The sequence below is a fragment of the Paenibacillus sp. TC-CSREp1 genome (genome assembly GCF_050171015.1).
Classification (GTDB): domain Bacteria; phylum Bacillota; class Bacilli; order Paenibacillales; family Paenibacillaceae; genus Paenibacillus; species Paenibacillus silvae.
Genome location: NZ_JBNOKM010000008.1, coordinates 212,531 through 230,556 on the forward strand (window position 1 = coordinate 212,531; position 18,026 = coordinate 230,556).

Below are 18,026 nucleotides of genomic sequence, written 5' to 3' on the forward strand. Positions count from 1 at the left end.
AAGAAAATTTCAGAATGGTATTGATAAGAAAGTCTCAAGAACGCAATTGATAAGGAAATCTCACTCTGATCATAGTCCCTTTTCCAAGAGTGCTCTCAATCGTGATTCCGAACTGTGGACCAAACAAATATTTCAAGCGACTGTGTACACTCCGCAATCCAAACATCTGGCCGGATTCTTCTGCACGTTCCAGTTCCTCCTGAATTTCTGCAAGCCGGGAAGCATCAATGCCTTTGCCATTGTCACGCACCTCGATCTGCAGCATGTCCCCGGCCTCGTGCACCTTGATTGACAGTTTATTGTCACTACACTCTGTGCGCATACCATGTACCACATAATTTTCAATAATGGGCTGCAGCGAAAGCTTCACCACAGGGTGTTCGTAATACTTGTTATCCATCTGTATCGTATATATAAAAATATCCTTGTACCGGATACGGAACAGCTCCAGATACAAACGGCAAGCCTCCATTTCATCTTTCAGCGTGTAATCGGGCTTTTGCTGCACTAGGCTTTTGAACAACACCGACAGACTGTAGATCATCTCCCCTACATCTCTTGCCCCCTGCGAAATAGCCCTCATACGGATCACTTCGAGTGTATTGTACAGAAAGTGCGGATTGATTCGTGCCTGGAGTGCTACCAGCTCGGTCTCCTTTTGCCTGATCTCTGCTTTGTATACTCGTTCAATGTACAGATTCAATTCATCCAGCATATCGTTAAAACTGTGCGATATTTGTCCCAGTTCATCTTCTCTGGCATCATCAATGCGTGCTGACAAATTGCCGTATTTTACTTTTTGGGTGAAACGAATGATTCTGCGAGTACGCTTGGCAAAGTTAATAATGAAAAAGGCCGGAACAAACACGGCAAACAGCAGAGAAATCAAGCTAATGGAAATAATGGTATTCCGAATTCCTGCATACGCTTCTGCCATCTCCTTCACAGGTACTGTACCAATGACGACATACCCCTGATCAGCAGACACAAATCGGTTCACATACATGTTCTGTTCCTTCTTGATCGCATCCATATCGGTCTGGTCAAACAGTGAATCTGCCGCTTCGACATAAGGATACTTCTTCCCGTAGTACCTGCCGCTGGAATCGAATAATACCGTGCCTTTGGCAGACAGCACTGCGATATCCCCCTTCAGATTCCGCTCATAGTTATCCAGTGCGCTGCCGATGCCCTTTGAGTCAAAATAAATGAGAAGCTGTCCCATATTGCGCAAGGTCTGTGTATTGTTAATGGGCACACGAATGGCATACAGCTCAGGATCCCATAGATTGATCGCCTTGCGAATCCAGTAATTAGGTGCATTGATATTTGGCATCTCCATAGCCATCACATCGGGAATATAAGATCTCGCTACGTTGGCGTCCAGCCTGCGGAACTGCTTATACTGATTGAAGGTGAGCAAGCTCTGCTTCTCGGCACTGTACAGCATTAACTGATGAATGTCCGAATTGCGGTCGATCATGTTCTGAAAATGCCTGAGCACCTCGGCCGAATAGTCGTCCCGATTGGCGTAATAACCGTTCGTCATATGCTGAGCATACTCGGCATACGAGTGGTTCATCAGATAAATGATGTTGGCCGATAAGGCCTCATTCTGATGCATATCCCGCACCATGTTCTGCACCAATTCATACTGTTGATGCATGTAGCGGTCTACATGCTCCATCGCGGCCCTCTGAATAGCCAATTCCCGGCGAATGGTGGAATCTGATACAGACAGAAAAATAAGATAGGACAGCGTAATAATCGTAACGATCGAGATCAGCGAAAAGATCAGCAGCATTTTCATAAACATATTATTTTTGAAAAAAACATTGTAAACGCTAACAATTCTCAAGCTGGCTCCCCCTTTGCTGCTCGTTTTTCTGTCTTGCATTATATCACCCGCCCTCCGACATATCCTTGTCACGCACAACTATTCTTTAATTTATACCTCGAAATCTTTAATTTGGCCTGTAGAACAAAAACAACCCTGTCTCTTCCCTGAAGGGAATGGAGAGGGCTGTTGATCTGTTGATAATTCATTCAATCCTTATATTCCGAATGACCATGTCTGGAGCAGCCGAACAAGTAACATGCTGAATTTACGGATGTCATGAAATCCAACGGTGGCACATAGCCTTCAGAGATTTTGGCCAGAATTTGCATATACTCCTGCTTCTCCATTTCCAGCTGCTTGAGATACACGGCTTTGTCACTTTCTGTCCATTCCTCATCACACAGCTCCGCCTGCTCTTCCTCGATATCATCCTGTTTTAATTGAATACACTGCTCCGTGATTTCAATCGCAGCTTGCATTGCATTCATTTGCACCAGGGCATAAATATATCTGCACACCCAGTCTGGTGACTTGTAGTACGTGTTCCATGACTTTTTAAACCAGTGAACCGCTTCAGAGAAGCATTGCAACTCCACATACAGCTCGGCCACATGCACTTCCCCGGCAAAATGCTCATCCTCTTCTGAAAAAGCATGCAGCTTATGCCTGGCATCATTCATTCGCCCCAATTTAATCAAACAGTAGATGTGACTGTACATCGCGTAATCCGAAGGCTCCGCACTTTGCAAAAACAACGTCGCAGCCTGATCCCATTCTCCCAGATGGTATTTGGCGACAGCAAGATTGTTGACGGCTTCTTTGGAGGACTCGATGGCAATCGAACGCAACAATACAGCCTCCCCCTCAGCCCATCTCTCCTCCCGAACCAAGATCTCCCCCAGCAAACTGTAAGGAAAGTGCGAGGTTGGATTCAAATTCAGTGCTTCTTGAAGCAGCTCTATGGCCGCCTCTACGTCGCCTTCTTCGTGATAATAGATCCAGGCCAAATTCGTCAACGACTGAACATCTCTCGATTCGCTTAATGCTGCTCTGAACAGAGCTAACGCCGCATCATACTCATTATTTTCATAACACTCGATGGCTCTTTGATTTTTACTCAAGCGGTACGCCCCCCCTCCTTGCATATGTGTGACCTGTGTACGCCATACCTTTGAAAAAAAGCGAGCCACCTCTTGATAGGGGACCCGCCTGTATAAACGATTATAAAGTTCCTTTTTGCTTGCTGGCCTGCATCTGCTGGGCAAAACGCATCATCTCTTCAAACTCTTCCTCCGATACGCTGTCCTCATCATGGCTTATGTCTTGTACAATCGGAATTTCGGGTTTGGCTTTGGTTCCTTTGCCGTATGTACGGGTGCGGGTTCCAGCTGCTCCTGCAGCCTGCTTGCCTTTTACCTTCGCCTGATCGCGAATATATTGCACAGCCTTCTCATACGTATTGACCTGCTTCAGCAGCATATTAGAGGCAATGGCCTCAACAAAATTACGGTTAATTCGCTGCTCTCCGCCCGATACAAGCAGAGCCATCAAATAGTGAATCAAGACGTTGATCACTTCTCCAGGCAGCTTGTAGCTTAGATCAATTTTCGCAAAAATATCAATCAGATTGTCCGGCACAGCTCCCGGGAAGAACGTCTGAAGCAGTCGTGTATACGGCTCGTTGCGCAGCATCATGTTGTACTGGTGAATATCACACTTGGTCGCAAACTGCGGCGGAACCTCCACATAATACTCCATCTGCACCACATGCTCTACCGGCGGCTCACCTGCATCAGCATAAGGCTGTGGCTCCTCCATGTGCTGCCGAAGTGCAACCACTTTGGCGGCTTGTACTGTCTGCTGCTCCTGACGTTTCTTCGTCTGTCTGAATTGCATGCTCGCTTTGTGCTGCAGCTCATCCAAAAGCAGCTGGCCCTGCGGATTAAAGACATCGTCCTCATCCAACAGCCGGCATACATCCTGCACACTGAGATTAAACTTGTTCACAACATAATTGACAATCCCAAGCTGTTCATGATCAAAGCGCAGCTGTTCCACATAACGACGGTTCACCGACTCCCGCGGGAATCGTAAAATAATGTCGGCATAATTCAGCGTCATCTCTTCTGCTGCGTCATTGGTGCCTGTTCGCTGCGCGGAGCTGGATACTTCGGACAAGGCCTGTTCCAGCTCATAATCAATGACGTGGGTGTTCAATTCAAATATATCGTAGAAGGGAACAGAAATATTTTCTTTATTAGCAGCGGAGTAGGGTGCTTCCCCATTCTCGGCAGCCGAGAATCCGGCTCGCAGGGAGAGCACTGCGAACTTGCCAATTTTATCTCGAAGCAGCAGTGTCAAATGCTGTGTACGGAAAAACTCTGCCGGCGAGAGCGGGGGCTGCAGCTCATACTCGTAGATGTAATCGTCATTTTCGGGAGTGTACACCCGCGACGTCTGAAGAAGGCCCACAGCCTCCAGCTTGGACGCCTGCTCAACCAGATATTTACGCCCCTTCTCACTAGGCTCCAGCCCCAGGGTCATAAATAACCTGCGCTGCTGCTCCAGCGGGGAATAACCGACCTGTTCTCCGGGAAGATGCTGAAATAACAGCCGATACAAGCCGACCGCAAAAGCACCTACCATAGGCTGGTAAGCTCCTGTAAGCATGCGGTCGTCCAGGGCGCTTAGTCCAAACTCCCTGTATACGCAGTAGCGATGATGTTCGGTATAATGATGCAAATTCTTCATGCGCATAACCTGATCTCCTCTTTCCCAAAGACTGTTTTTCTATTCTATCATAAAAGTCCGATCCTCAAATGCTCAAAAACAGGTAAAAAACAGACTCGTTCTCACTCCGTTTCGTCCTAGGTCGACATCGTTCACGTTTTCGCAGAATTGGGCGAATTTTCAAATAAAAATGATTCACTCCATAAAGCCGCGCTAGATTACTATAAAAGCTGTAGTCCCGGAATACAAGTGAAAATATAGTCCATTATTTACTTCATATATATATGAGAAAAGGCGGACAGACATTCCCATACTTCATAGTATAGCGAAAAGGCTTTTTCTGTACTGAGCATGCAAAAAAAAGCCTTTCCTTTGCACGCGTATGCGTCTGCGTCAAAGACAAGACTTTCTCCAATTCAGTGCGGCAGCTGCCTTCACTTTCCAGCCATCAGAACATTCGATATCCGCCCAGGCGCAGCTTCTGAATCGTCCAGCCGCTAATAATGGCCCCCGCCAATCCGGCAACTCCTGTCATATAATCTACCAGCTGGAATGATGCCAGATGTGACATGAGCGTGGACGAGTGATCCCATAAGGAATATACCACCACAGGTAAAATGACGATAACAAACAAATAGGAAGGAAACCAGGTGGTCTTCATAAGCATATTCAAAATGAAACCGATACCAAACATCATCACAAAAAATAACACCATTAATACAAGCACCGGTATAAATTGCATTGGCTGACGTTCACCTCTTCTTTCACACATTCGGTTTTCTCTTCTGGATAGTAGTAAGTTTACCGCAAAAAATGTGGCGAAGCAACGAACTTTCTGGACAAATCTGCCGATTTTCACGAGAAGATCATTTGCCCTTCTGCTTCATGATGGGATACAATATAACGATAAAGCACTGAACCATCCCTTACCGGGATTTGGAAATATAACCTGCAGGAGGAACAAAACCCATGAACGAAGCAGCATCAACCCTGGAGGGCTGGTATGCCCTGCATGATTTTCGCTCCATGAACTGGACCGCTTGGAAAGCAGCAGATGATGAAGAGCGTGCTGTTGCCCTGGACGAGCTTCAGGAGTTTTGGAACGAATGGAAAAACGTGGAGCAAGCTTCCCAAGGCAGTACCGTTGTTTATACAGTGATTGGCCAGAAGGCAGACTTTGTCATGATGCATCTGCGTGAAACGCTGGAAGACCTGAAAGCTGTTGAGAATGCTTTTAACAAAACAACGTTTGCCAAGTATACAACTAAAGCTTACTCGTATGTCAGCGTGGTTGAACTGAGCAACTACCTCGGCAAAGAGGGCGAAGATCCGATGCAAAATCCGGAGATTGTTGCTCGTCTCAAGCCGGTGCTGCCGCAGCGCCAATATATCTGCTTCTACCCGATGAACAAAAAGCGTGAGCTGAACGACAACTGGTACATGCTGTCTATGGACGAGCGACGCAGCATGATGCGCAGTCATGGCATGATTGGTCGCAGCTATGCGGGCAAAGTGAAACAAATTATTACCGGCTCTGTCGGTTTTGATGATTGGGAATGGGGCGTTACCTTGTTCGCGGATGATGCGCTGCAATTCAAAAAGCTCGTTTACGAGATGCGTTTTGATGAAGTAAGTGCACGTTACGGCGAATTTGGTTCATTCTATGTAGGAAGTCTGCTGAATGAAGGCTCATTGGAAGAAATGCTGAAGCTGTAAAATAGGCTATTGATCTAATCGCCATAAATAAAGCACCGCGGATATATCCTTTAAGGATTGCTCCGCGGTGCTTTGTTAGTTTTCAGTATTACTTCATTTCAAGCTTGATTTAGATTTATTTTAGTTGAACTAATTGTTTACACAAAAACGGAGAGGACAGAAATAAACTGGAAAAGCGAAGCGGTCGCCTTTATCACCGAATTTTCCCCTTTAACAAACGGGAATCAAAAAATTTGGGGATAACAGCGATTGAAAGATTATTCTGTCATTGAAGTGTATAAGTGTAAACTCTTTTTACAACTTAACTGAAGTCTCAATCCTGCTCCTCTTCATCCACAGCTTTCAGAGATTCCAGAAACTCGGCGGTCGCACGGTCCCGATCACGACTTTTTTCCTTCAGACGCTCGATTGCTGGCAGGATGAGAATATCCACTTCCTTCTGCACGATGTAAGCGAGGTCATACTGGTTCTGTTCCTCCAGATAACCGCCAACCTGCATCAGTCCGTTATATCGATCCAGTTCATCCCGCGTTAACAGACCGCGAACCTGCACACTACAATGTCTCATCCGAAAAACCGTCCTTTCCTCAGGACCAGCGGAATACCCCCGATGATGAACAAATAGCGCAGATCCACCAGTTTCTTCAATTGTGCTGCCTTCCAGCCCTTGTATTTCTTATCCCCAACAACTGCAATCGCTTCTCCCTTACCCAAGGAAGCAACCGTACCTTTGCTGGTAAATTCAAAAGGCTGAGGCTGTTTGCTGCGAATGGCTGCGACAATATTTTTCGCACAGTTTACACCCTGCTGCATCGCAATCTGTGCTGTTGGCGGATAGGGTCTGCCCTCTTTGTTAAATACAAGAGAGTTGTCCCCGATGACATACACATGTTCATGACCGGGAGCGCGCAAGTATTCGTCCACTTTTACGCGTCCGCGCATCACTTCAAGCCCAGCCTGTTCAAGTAAGGAATTGCCCCGAATTCCACCTGTCCATACCACTGTAGCCGCATCAATCTTCTCGCCTTCTCCGACGATAACCCCGTCAGGCAGACATTGTTTGATCGGGACTCCGATTTTAAACGTAACCCCTTTTTTCTTCAGCACATTCATGGCATGCTCAACCAGTTCGGGATCAAACCCCGGCAACGCAGATGGAGCCGCTTCCACGTTATAGATGTGTACATGCTTGGGATCAACATCAAACTCCTTGCACAGCTGCGGGATACGGTCTGCCAGCTCGGCAACAAATTCAACGCCGCTAAAACCCGCTCCGCCCACAACGAACCGAATACGGTTTCGTTTGTTATCGTTTTTGTACATGGCAAATTGATATTCGATATGTTCACGGATCAGCCTTACCGAGTTGATGCTGCGAATAGTCATGGCATGCTCAAGCATACCTGGTATGCCGAACGTTTCCGGCTCTCCGCCAAGTGCAATAATCAGATAATCGTAAGACAGGGTTCCATCTTCCAGAATAACCTTGCGATCCTGAAGCCGAATCTCCTTCACGGAGGATTTCACCAGATCAATCTTGAACTCGTCAATCAGCTTGGAAATAGACACTCTCGCGTGTTCAATTTTATCTGTGCCGGCTGCCGGCATATGTAGATGTGTAGTAATATAATGATAATCATGCCGATTCACTAATGTGACGTCAGCTTCGTTATAGTTCAGTTCCTTCTGCAGCCGCTGGGCTGTCAGAATTCCGCCATATCCCGCTCCGAGAATGACGATTTTGGGAATGCTGCTCATGTCTGTACCCCTTCCGGTTTTGCTCGCACCCTCCCTTCAACAGGTGGAATGCAATACACTTCCTTAAAATGCTCTTACTTACAAGTATTGATGAGGTCTTATCCATTATGACGAGAAATGTAAACTTCGTGAATGTATTTGAAATTCTATACGCATATCATCGATTTGAGTTGTGAAATTGACCACAAGTTTCCACAAAACGCGAGGTTGTTCCGACCTGACATCATCACTCTAATTTTGACAAAAAAAACACATAGTACAGGTCAAGGATATCTGTATTTCTCGTAAAGATCAAGGTTTTTTTTGTTATTTTTCATAACCTTTCATTTCCAATTTCACCCTATTCTCATCTGATCTTCATCAATTATTCTCAGATTCGTGAGGCAGCTAACTTTGCAACCCTGATTACACCGTTTATAATAGGAAGGACAGTTTGACACCCATGCAGATTATGTGACGTAATTTGCAAAAATAAAACCTGTTCCTTACCTATTAAAATAAGAAAGGTGTTGTTGATTGTTGACTGCACAAACTTCCGGTCATGAAATGACCGATCTGCTTATTATCGGCGGCGGTCCTGCTGGCCTATTCGCTGCATTTTACGGAGGTATGCGTCAGGCATCCGTTACACTCGTTGAAAGCATGCCTCAGCTTGGCGGACAGCTCGCAGCTCTCTATCCGGAAAAATACATTTATGATGTAGCCGGCTTCCCGAAAGTAACAGCTCAGGAACTGGTGAATAACCTGATTGAGCAAATGAGCCATTTTAACCCGAACATCCGCCTGGAAGAAAAAGTGGTTTCGGTCGAGAAAAAAGAAGAACAGCATTTCATCGTAAAGACAGATGAGAATGAATATCATGCCAAAGCGGTTATCATTACGGCTGGTGTCGGAGCATTCGAACCTCGTCGCCTTGAACTCGAAGGTGCAGCCAAGTTTGAAAAAACAAATCTGCATTACTTCATCAGTGATTTAAACGCTTTTGCAGGTAAAAAAGTTTTGATCAGCGGCGGCGGAGATTCCGCTGTAGACTGGGCGCTTATGCTGGAGCCGATCGCTGAGCAGGTTACACTGATTCACCGCCGGGACAAGTTCCGTGCCCATGAGCATAGTGTGGAAAACCTGATGAATTCCAAGGTTAACGTAGTAACACCGACTGAAATTACCGAGCTTCACGGAGATGACACGATTACAAAGGTCACTCTTGCTCACGTCAAAACCAAAGAAACTCAGGAGATTGAAGTGGATGATGTCATCGTCAACTTCGGCTTTGTTTCTTCCCTCGGCCCGATAGCAGAATGGGGAATCGAGATTGACAGCAATTCTATCGTTGTAGACTCCCGTATGGAAACGTCAATCCCTGGCATCTTTGCTGCTGGCGATATTACGACTTATCCAGGCAAGCTGAAACTGATCGCTGTCGGCTTCGGTGAAGCGCCTACGGCAGTGAACAATGCCAAGGTATACTTCGATCCTGAGGCGAAGCTTTCTCCAGGACACAGCAGTAATATGAAGCGCTAATTGAACGATAATCACATCCTATATGGTAGAACCAATCGCATAATTTGGTACAAAAAAGGGTATCTTACTCCTGAACGATTTCATAATCAGGAGGGATACCCTTGTCTTATATATGCCCGCTGTGTAACGGTCTGGTTGTACCGGAGCAGGCTTGTCCCCACTGCCTCCAGGGACTGTCAGAATGCGGCAAATTGGACGACTACACCGGACCATACAGCCCCTACGAACTTCAGGCCTCCTCTGACATGGCAGACGAAACCGAGAGCGTTTGCAATCACCTGATGTATTGTCACCATTGTCAGACAAGCATCGTACAGCCTGTCTCTTTATGGGACTTGTCCGGAAACCTGTAACATTGCCTGCAATGAGGATCTCTAGTGAAGAATGGCAGATACGTTGGTATCCAGTTTGCGCTTATGGATTTCTGCCAATAGCAGCGCGATGAAATCTCGTTCGAGATCCAGTTCGATCGCTTTATGGTAGGAATCCAACAACATCTCATCGGATAACATAGCCATTTCCCGCCACAACCTTTCCTTTATTTTCCTCAAAACTATCATATCAGAGATTCGCAAAGAGAACAAGCGTTCTTGTTATCCACAACATCATGTGGAAATCCTGTGTATAGATTGTTGATAATTGGAAAAAACATAGAATATATAACAGTGGATAATGTGGACATTATTTATACACAGGACATATGAGTACCCTATTAGAACTACGAATAGACAAAAATTTAGAACTATTTTCATATTTTCCAGCGTTTCTCGGAATGTATTACCCAAGATTGAAAATTTTCAAACGCTTTTCTTACCATTCCTCTTGTATATACTATCGGTTTTTCCTGAATTTCCTTTAGTCTTTTTGCCTATTTTCATTGAGGTCTGGTATTCACTTCCAGAATCCATATTTTCCCTGAGTGATCCAGCCCGTAGTCAAAACCCAGCTGGCCTATGCCTGGAAGTTGGCTTTCCATAATATGTGTACAAGTCAACGTCAAAGAACGCATCTCTCGACGTTTATACCGATTCGCAATATGAGGCAGTGATAATGCCAGCGCCCTTTTGCCGGACAGCATCGTTCCTCCCCTGCTCAGATTGGTTACGCACAGACCGGGACGAGCCCACCTTCCGACCAAAGAACGAAATACCCAACCCTGCTCGGTCTTGACCACCTTGACTCGATAGTCCACAGGTCTTCCGTGAATCGTGGCAAGATGAATGCCTTGTTGAATCAAATATTTACGTCTCGCCTTCACTCGCAAGAGAGAACGATACATCTGCCCGAAATTGTTAAATGAACGGCTAATGTTCATATGTGTATACCTGTAAACTCCGCCGCTTAGGGACACTCTGATAACACCATATCCACCACCGCCAACAATCGGTTTAATATATACCATTCCATAACGCTGGAGCATGTGGAGCAGATTGCCTGAATTAAATGCCTTCGTCTGCGGAATATGGGCAGCGGCGACCGGATATTTCATTAAAAGCGCCGTCTTGCGCCATTTGCTTGCTAATTGTCTCGACATAGGTTGATCTCCTCTCTCCAAACAATGGTCCTACCTTATACATACTCAACCCATGATCGGTTTTCTTGGATGATTGTCCAAGGCAGGGGCCCCTTTTCCAGGGAACCTGTCCCGCTTGGATTGGAGGAATACGAGACAACAGCCGCTTTGCTTTTCAAACGCTTCAATCTGTCGTATGCTACTAAAGAATGACTTGTAAAGGCAAAATGAGGATTTAAGGAGCGTTCAGAAGACATGGAAGCATTTTTCAAATCACTGTACGGCGTAGCCTATTTCGCAATGTCCATCGTTCTGGTTGCGGTGACGATACTTCTCTTTGTCATCGGTATTCGTCTTTTTATCAAAAAACGCAATCGAGGCTTCGCCCTGAGCTGCATATTGTTTGCCTGTTTCATCGTCTTTATCATCGTTGTTATGCTGACCACGCCCTTCTCTGCCACGCCTCCAGGCTCACCGGAAGCGATGGCTGCCCTGTACCGTTACGGGTAACTGAACCTCTGTAGAAGGAGATATTTATGACACAACATAAAACACTTGGCATTGTTGATATCGGCTCCAACTCCATTCGACTGGTCATCTATGAGTTACATGAAGAGGGAGCCTACCGCATTATTCATGAAGACAAATATGCCGCCAGACTCAGTGGAGTTGTCGAGCCTGACGGTACAATCCAGCGGTCTTCATTGAATACGGCCGTAACTATTCTGCGTCAATTCAGAGCTACCTGCGAGTCTTACCAGACCGTGGACATTCGCGCCGCTGCTACAGCAGCCATCCGCAATGCAGTCAATGCAGCACAGATTATCCATTGGCTCGAGAGTGAAACGGGACTTACGATTGAATGTGTCTCCGGCGACCGGGAAGCCTACTACGGATTTTTGGGTGTCATTCAGTCGATTGAGCTGACAGACGGATTTGTGGTTGATATCGGGGGCGGAAGTACAGAAATTACGGTATTCCGCAATCGCCAAAGATTGCACAGCGTCTCCCTGCCCATCGGGGCTGTAAATTCCCATGCGCGTTACGGTGGCGAGGATGAATGGACCGAAGAAAATGAACAGGCGTTATGCAATGAGGTCATTGCTGCATTGCAGGATCAGGACTGGATCGGAAAGCATCCGGGGCTGCCGCTAATTGGATTGGGCGGCACGATGCGTACTTTGGCAAAAGTCGAGCAGAAACGAATTCAATACTCGCTGCCGATTACACATCACTATGAAATTGGTTCAGAAGCGATGGAAAATATCGCTCGTACCTTGCCCTACCTGACTTCCGCTCAACGAAAAAAGGTGCCTGGCCTTGCCAAAGATCGGGCAGATATTATTGTGCCGGGTGTACTGATACTGCGCACCGTCTTCCATCTCATTCAAGGAGATCGTTATGTCGTAAGCGGAGCCGGTTTGCGGGATGGACTGCTGAGAGATTATCTGGCTTCTGGTCAACCCGCAGCTCCTGATGCTCTGAAAGACAGCATTCGTAATTTCCTTCACTTCGGACCGCCGATTCCGCAGAAGCGTCTGCAGCGTATTTATCAGGATATGGTTACGTTGTACACTGCGCTGCAGGGGGCTGCTCCTGATGCATCGGAAGATCATGTTCTGTACACCGCCTCCATGCTGCATATGGCTGGCAAGCAGATTAACTATTTCCGCTACACACAGCACTCGGCATACTGGATTATGAACGCAAGCATTTACGGACTCTCTCACCGGGAAACGATTCTTAGTGCCATTGCCGCCGACTATCACCCGAAAAAAAGAACACCTCAGCTCATTCAAAAGCATGAGGACATTCTGAACGATTCGGATGTACGGCGCGCTCATCGGATCGGCTCGCTGCTGCGTGCAGCCGAAGCCATAAACCGTGCTGAGAGCATCGCCGCCATACATGCACACGTAGAAAAAGACTCGCTGCTGGTCACGTTGACCTGTACAGACGAGCCTCTTCTGGAATTGAACGGCCTGGAAGATGCCGTCAAAGATGTGCAGGAAGCTTGGGGAATTACGTTAAAACACTCCATTCAGCAGGCTTCCAAGGGATAATTCCCATCGCCTCCGTCTGACTTCTCAGCGGGGGCTTTTCATTTTTTACAAATACATAATTGCCGTTTGGCATAAGCTGTCTTGCCTTCACATTGTCGTTCAGAGACAGATTCAGTATATCCACCAGCATCTTCTTCAATGTGGGATCAAATACAGGACACATCAGTTCAATGCGCCGGTTCAAGTTCCGTGACATCCAGTCTGCACTTGAGATGAAAACGTCTGGATTCCCATCATTTTCAAAATAAAACAAGCGAGAATGCTCAAGGAAACGATCCACGATGCTGATAACACGAATGTTCTCGCTCAATCCTTCTACGCCTGGACGCAGGCAACACACTCCGCGCACAATCAGATCAATCTGCACTCCAGCCTGGGAGGCAGCATAGAGCTGATCGATGATATCCTGATGGGATAAGGAGTTGATCTTCGCAATAATTCTTGAACGCTTGCCTTTCAAGGCATGCTCGGTCTCACGCTGGATCAGAGCAAACAACTCGTCCTTCATCCCGTCCGGCGCAACACGGAAGGCCTGCAGCGCCTTGGGTCCGGAGTACCCGGTAATCTCGTTAAATAGCTCGGATGCATCTTCCCCGATTACAGGGTTAGAAGTGAACAGCCCAACGTCCGTGTACACTTTGGCCGTGCTCTCGTTATAGTTCCCTGTGCCAACGTGAACATAACGACGCAGCCCCTGCTGTTCCCGGCGGACAACGAGAATGATTTTGGCATGTGTTTTCAGGCCCACCAAGCCATAAACGACATGACAACCGGCCTTTTCCAGCTTGCGTGCCCAAGCGATGTTGCGCTCTTCATCAAATCGGGCTTTCAGCTCCACCACCACCGTGACCTGCTTGCCGCTCTCAGCTGCAAGAGCTAGTGCGGGAATAAGTCTCGAATCGCCATTCACCCGATACAGCGTCATTTTGATCGCCAGAACCTGAGGGTCCTCCGAAGCCTCCAGAATGAAATCTGTTACCGGCTCGAACGATTCATAAGGATGATGCACAAGCACGTCCCTTCTGCGCAGCAGTTCAAAATGACTCTCTCTTGGCACAAACTCTGGCGGGTAAACGGGCTGCACTGCGCTGTACTTGAGATGAGAGAAGCCGTCGAGACTATCTACAAATCCAGCGAGGAAGCTGAGATCCAGCGGTCCGTCAATTTCAAAAATCGGGTCCTGAATCTCAAATTCATCCTGCAGCTCCTGCAGTGCGTCACTGCGGAAGTCTTTGCATACTTCCAGCCTGACAGGCGCTCCGCGACGTCTGCGCCGCAGCTCTTTTTCAATCGCCTCAAGCAGATCTTCAGCTTCCTCCTCGTTAATCGAAAGGTCAGCGTTACGCGTCACTCTGAACTCCTGAACAGCCAGCGACACATATCCGCTAAAAAGGGTATGAATATGATGTTTGATCAGATCCTCGATCAGAATGAATGTTTTCTTCTTGCTGTTCGCCCGCAGGGGAACCTTCACAATACGAGGAAGATTGGAAGGCACCTGTACAATTGCCATAAAGGGCTCGCCATCCTGCTCGTCTTCCTTTTGCAGCATCACTGATAAATATACAGACTTATTATGCACCAGCGGGAACGGACGGCTCTGGTCAATCGCCATCGGGGTCAGCACCGGAAAAATTATATCATGATAATATTGATCCATCGCTCGCTGCTGTGTCACGTTAAGATCGACATACTCCTGAATAAGCACGCCCTTCTTGGCGAGAAGGCGAACGAGTTCACGATACGTTTTATATTGCTCCGCGACCATGGCCCCGGTTCGTTTAATCAACCTGCGGTATAACCCCGAAGGGGTGTAACCTGTGAAGTCTTTTTGCGTAAATCCAGCCTTGATCTTCTCCTTGGTCTCCGCCAGTCTGACACTGACAAACTCATCCAGATTGCTGGCTACGATGCCAAGAAACCTCATGCGCTCCAGCATCGGCGTTGTAGCGTCCTGAGCCTCCTGAAGCACACGTCTGTTAAATTCAACCCAGCTCAAATCACGGTTAACATAATTGCCTGTTTTAATGTCCTTATGCATGTCTGGCCTCCGAATGTGATGCATGTCAATTCTTATTCGAACTTCTTTTATAATTGTACTATTCGTAATCGACTCCAAGCGTCATCGGAATGTTAACGGAGTGTTAAATTTATGTAAATGATAACTCATGACCGCAACTTTTTCCATCCCTTTACAAAGCGCAATAGACAAGGTAAAGTGAACTACAGTGTGATTTGATCGGCTGTTGTTATTATTCCATATTAAAGTCATTTAAAGGAGTCTCCCATGAAATCGAACAAACCTAGAACGCTGCAAAAAAATATTGAGTTTTTCACCGCCGCCCTGTCTCAATGTGTAGTTACCGCATGGCAGGAAGATCCGGCAGGTGTATATTGTGAAGTGGGCCGCGGCATCGTGGAGCGCATCAGTGATGAAAGTGTGCGAATCCGCAATGAGAATGGTACAAAGAGCCATTACGCCCGGGAAACAACGATGTTTCAAACCGAGAAATAATTTTTGCGTATTTATGAAAAAAAGACTAGCTTTCCGAAACAGAGTGTTGTATACTCTTGCCACAAGGAAAGGAGGTGCGTCAACATTTCTAATCACATGTTGAACGTGTCCCTTACCCGATCCACTAGCTCCAATTAACAGGAGACTGATGGAGGCGCGGGATACGGATCAATGTTTCAAAAAGCGCCACGGGTAGAAAAGCCGTCTTCGGACGGCTTTTTGTTTTGCCTTTTTGAACTCTTTTGAAATGCTATGCAGGAAGTGAGCCGAACAGAATTTGGGCATAGAGGTTAATAAAACAACCAAAATATTGCAAACCGACCCTTTAGCAGCTTGAATGCAGACGGCTATAATGAGGATGCAGTCCATCATATAACCGAGGAGGCATGTTGTAATGTTCAAAAATGTAAGGGGTTTCAAGATCAAAACAAGTATTTTGCTGGCTTTTGTTTTGTTATTTACTGCTGTTCTACTGCCTGCAGGCCAGCACGCCAGCGCCGCACCGAGTTTTGCGAAGGGAGCTGACATCAGTTGGGTTCCTGGTATGGAAGCTCAGGGGTACAAATGGAAGGATAAAAACGGGGTACAACGAGATATTATTGATATTTTGAAAAATGATTACCAGATCAACTCCGTCCGGATCCGGGTGTTCGTTAATCCATCGAATGATTATGGTAACGGTTACATGAACAAGGATCGTGCTGCCGCTCTTGCACAGCGTGCCAAAAATGCAGGCATGAGTGTTATGCTGACACTTCACTACAGCGATTCCTGGGCAGATCCAGGTCAACAGACCAAACCGGCTGCGTGGAAAAACTACACCTTCCAACAGCTGATGGATGCTGTATGGAACTATACGCGTGAAGTAATGACAGCCATGCAAAGCAAAGGCGTTACGCCGGATTGGGTACAGATCGGTAACGAAACGAGCAACGGCATGTTATGGGATGACGGAAAAGCCTCTGTTAACATGAAAAACTATGCATGGCTCGTGAACACCGGACATAATGCTGTAAAATCCATCAGCAGCGGCACCAAAACGATCGTACATCTGGCGGGTGGCGACGACAATGCGCTGTACGTCTGGAATATTGGCGGCCTTATCAACAACGGTGCTAACTTCGACATGATAGCCATGTCTCTCTATCCTTCCGCTTCCGGCTGGAATACAGCTGTGACCAACACGGTTAACAATGCGAAGGATATGATCAATCGTTATGGTAAAGAAATTATGATCTCCGAAATTGGCATGGACAACAATCAGCCGGCGGCAGGCAAAAGCTTCGTAGCGGCGATGAAAAATCAGATTCGCAATCTGCCAAATGGCAAAGGAAAAGGCGTATTCTACTGGGAGCCGCAGGCTACACCTGGCTATAACGGTGGGTACGGCAAAGGCGCTTGGCAGTCCAATATGATGCCAACGGCTGTCATGGAAGGGTTTATTGACTAAGGCACGGGGTTAGAAGCCTTTACAGGAGGGATGGAGCTGCGGGTGGACGTTCCGGGGGCGGGGCGTTCTTCCGATCGCTGGTTGTCCTCGGATTTCTTTGAATTCCCTTTATACGGGTAAATCCGATGACAAACGCGCACGCTTCGCTTCTACAGAATCGCTCCCGCCCCCTCCACTACGCGCTGCTCCTTGAGGAAAAGCTTCTAAAACGTGCTTTGGCTTGGCACGGGAGCAGGGTAAAAGCAGAAGGCGCTGCCCCTTTAGGCCAGCGCCATTTGACGTTAAAAAGCGTGGCTGGATATAAATGGCCTTTTGCATCACAGAACAATATAATAGGTTTATTACGTTTATATATAGCGTTGTCCAAGTTGCATGAAGGAGGAAACAGGAATGAGCTTTCTAAAAGGATTAGGGCAGTTTGCTGGAGAGGTAAGTGGGAGAGTGCTTGGCGGCAGCGTCAGGGTTGTTGGTGAAGTTACGGGCAGTTCCTTTATTAAAGATATCGGGAACGGTGTAGAGAGAGCTACGATTAATACGGGTAAAACGGTAGGACAATTGGCCAGCGGCACATATGATTTGGCCAGTGGAGTCATTCGAAAGGATGACGGGGCGATCCAGGCAGGCTTTGCCGATCTGAAACATGCCGTTAACGATACCGCCAAAGGTGTCGCTGTCTCTGCAAAATATGTATATAACAGCGGAAAGGACGTTGTCATGGGCATTAAAGAAGATGACGTAAATCGAGCCAAGCTTGGCGCCAAACATCTCATTGCTGCTGCTGCCGTGACAACGCTCGCTGTCGGGGTACTGGATGCTGTAGACGGTGCAGATGCTGCTGATGCTGTAGATGGTGCAGATATCGATGCGGATGAAGGCACTCATTAAGACTCCTTCCATTTCAATAAACGAACTTAATTAGC

The 18,026-nt window shown here is 47.0% G+C and carries 17 protein-coding genes; 8 read left to right on the top strand and 9 right to left on the bottom strand.

Annotation, left to right across the window (positions count from 1 at the left end):
* Positions 1-34: 34 nt before the first annotated feature.
* The 4 genes from ACQSGY_RS14125 to ACQSGY_RS14140 all read right to left on the bottom strand — a co-directional run bounded on the left by ACQSGY_RS14125 (position 35) and on the right by ACQSGY_RS14140 (position 5,312).
* Positions 35-1,816 (bottom strand): sensor histidine kinase, encoded by a 1,782-nt coding sequence (locus ACQSGY_RS14125; RefSeq protein WP_427052445.1) that lies wholly within the window; start codon positions 1,814-1,816, stop codon positions 35-37.
* Between the two features lie 230 nt (positions 1,817-2,046).
* Positions 2,047-2,961 (bottom strand): tetratricopeptide repeat protein, encoded by a 915-nt coding sequence (locus ACQSGY_RS14130; protein ID WP_427052352.1) that lies wholly within the window; start codon positions 2,959-2,961, stop codon positions 2,047-2,049.
* A gap of 100 nt (positions 2,962-3,061) precedes the next feature.
* Positions 3,062-4,597 (bottom strand): DnaD domain protein, encoded by a 1,536-nt coding sequence (locus ACQSGY_RS14135; protein WP_184182801.1) that lies wholly within the window; start codon positions 4,595-4,597, stop codon positions 3,062-3,064.
* Positions 4,598-5,018: 421 nt separating this feature from the next.
* Positions 5,019-5,312, bottom strand: a complete 294-nt coding sequence (locus ACQSGY_RS14140) for a YuiB family protein (protein ID WP_111269556.1) — start codon at positions 5,310-5,312, stop codon at positions 5,019-5,021.
* Between the two features lie 227 nt (positions 5,313-5,539).
* Between ACQSGY_RS14140 and hemQ the strand changes: the two genes are divergently transcribed.
* Positions 5,540-6,286 (top strand): hydrogen peroxide-dependent heme synthase, encoded by a 747-nt coding sequence (gene hemQ / locus ACQSGY_RS14145; RefSeq protein WP_111269489.1) that lies wholly within the window; start codon positions 5,540-5,542, stop codon positions 6,284-6,286.
* Positions 6,287-6,599: 313 nt separating this feature from the next.
* Here hemQ and ACQSGY_RS14150 read toward each other — a convergent pair whose 3' ends face one another.
* Complete coding sequence (locus tag ACQSGY_RS14150) at positions 6,600-6,854, bottom strand: hypothetical protein (RefSeq protein ID WP_111269490.1); 255 nt, start codon at positions 6,852-6,854, stop codon at positions 6,600-6,602.
* Positions 6,851-8,044: an NAD(P)/FAD-dependent oxidoreductase gene (locus ACQSGY_RS14155; RefSeq protein WP_111269491.1), complete on the bottom strand. Its 1,194-nt coding sequence runs from the start codon at positions 8,042-8,044 to the stop codon at positions 6,851-6,853. Before ACQSGY_RS14155 ends, ACQSGY_RS14150 begins: the two co-directional genes overlap by 4 nt.
* A 519-nt stretch (positions 8,045-8,563) precedes the next feature.
* Here ACQSGY_RS14155 and ACQSGY_RS14160 point away from each other — a divergent pair.
* Complete coding sequence (locus ACQSGY_RS14160; RefSeq protein ID WP_111269492.1) at positions 8,564-9,565, top strand: NAD(P)/FAD-dependent oxidoreductase; 1,002 nt, start codon at positions 8,564-8,566, stop codon at positions 9,563-9,565.
* A 101-nt stretch (positions 9,566-9,666) separates the two neighbouring features.
* Positions 9,667-9,918 (top strand): hypothetical protein, encoded by a 252-nt coding sequence (locus ACQSGY_RS14165; RefSeq protein ID WP_145405376.1) that lies wholly within the window; start codon positions 9,667-9,669, stop codon positions 9,916-9,918.
* A 21-nt stretch (positions 9,919-9,939) separates the two neighbouring features.
* Here the strand turns inward: ACQSGY_RS14165 and ACQSGY_RS14170 are convergent, their stop codons facing one another.
* Together ACQSGY_RS14170 and ACQSGY_RS14175 are read right to left on the bottom strand one after the other, a co-directional pair.
* Positions 9,940-10,083, bottom strand: coding sequence for a sporulation histidine kinase inhibitor Sda (locus ACQSGY_RS14170; RefSeq protein ID WP_111269493.1), 144 nt, complete (start codon positions 10,081-10,083; stop codon positions 9,940-9,942).
* A gap of 356 nt (positions 10,084-10,439) precedes the next feature.
* On the bottom strand, positions 10,440-11,099 hold the full coding sequence (locus ACQSGY_RS14175) for a YheC/YheD family protein (RefSeq protein ID WP_427052353.1): 660 nt from the start codon (positions 11,097-11,099) through the stop codon (positions 10,440-10,442).
* A gap of 234 nt (positions 11,100-11,333) precedes the next feature.
* Here ACQSGY_RS14175 and ACQSGY_RS14180 point away from each other — a divergent pair, with 234 nt between their 5' ends.
* Positions 11,334-11,588 carry a hypothetical protein gene (locus ACQSGY_RS14180; RefSeq protein WP_111269495.1) on the top strand — a complete coding sequence of 85 codons (255 nt, stop codon included), beginning with the start codon at positions 11,334-11,336 and terminating at the stop codon, positions 11,586-11,588.
* Between the two features lie 26 nt (positions 11,589-11,614).
* Positions 11,615-13,141, top strand: coding sequence for a Ppx/GppA family phosphatase (locus ACQSGY_RS14185; protein ID WP_427052354.1), 1,527 nt, complete (start codon positions 11,615-11,617; stop codon positions 13,139-13,141).
* Here ACQSGY_RS14185 and ppk1 read toward each other — a convergent pair.
* A complete protein-coding gene (gene ppk1 / locus ACQSGY_RS14190) occupies positions 13,101-15,182 on the bottom strand; it encodes a polyphosphate kinase 1 (protein WP_427052355.1) in 2,082 nt (693 codons plus the stop codon). The genes ACQSGY_RS14185 and ppk1 overlap by 41 nt on opposite strands.
* 246 nt (positions 15,183-15,428) lie before the next feature.
* On the opposite strand from ppk1, the gene ACQSGY_RS14195 reads away from it, so the two are divergent.
* From ACQSGY_RS14195 to ACQSGY_RS14205, 3 genes are all read left to right on the top strand, one after another.
* A complete protein-coding gene (locus ACQSGY_RS14195) occupies positions 15,429-15,656 on the top strand; it encodes a hypothetical protein (protein WP_111269498.1) in 228 nt (75 codons plus the stop codon).
* Between the two features lie 394 nt (positions 15,657-16,050).
* Positions 16,051-17,106, top strand: coding sequence for a glycoside hydrolase family 53 protein (locus ACQSGY_RS14200; RefSeq protein WP_427052356.1), 1,056 nt, complete (start codon positions 16,051-16,053; stop codon positions 17,104-17,106).
* Positions 17,107-17,496: 390 nt separating this feature from the next.
* Positions 17,497-17,991, top strand: a complete 495-nt coding sequence (locus ACQSGY_RS14205) for a hypothetical protein (protein WP_427052357.1) — start codon at positions 17,497-17,499, stop codon at positions 17,989-17,991.
* Positions 17,992-18,026: the final 35 nt, after the last annotated feature.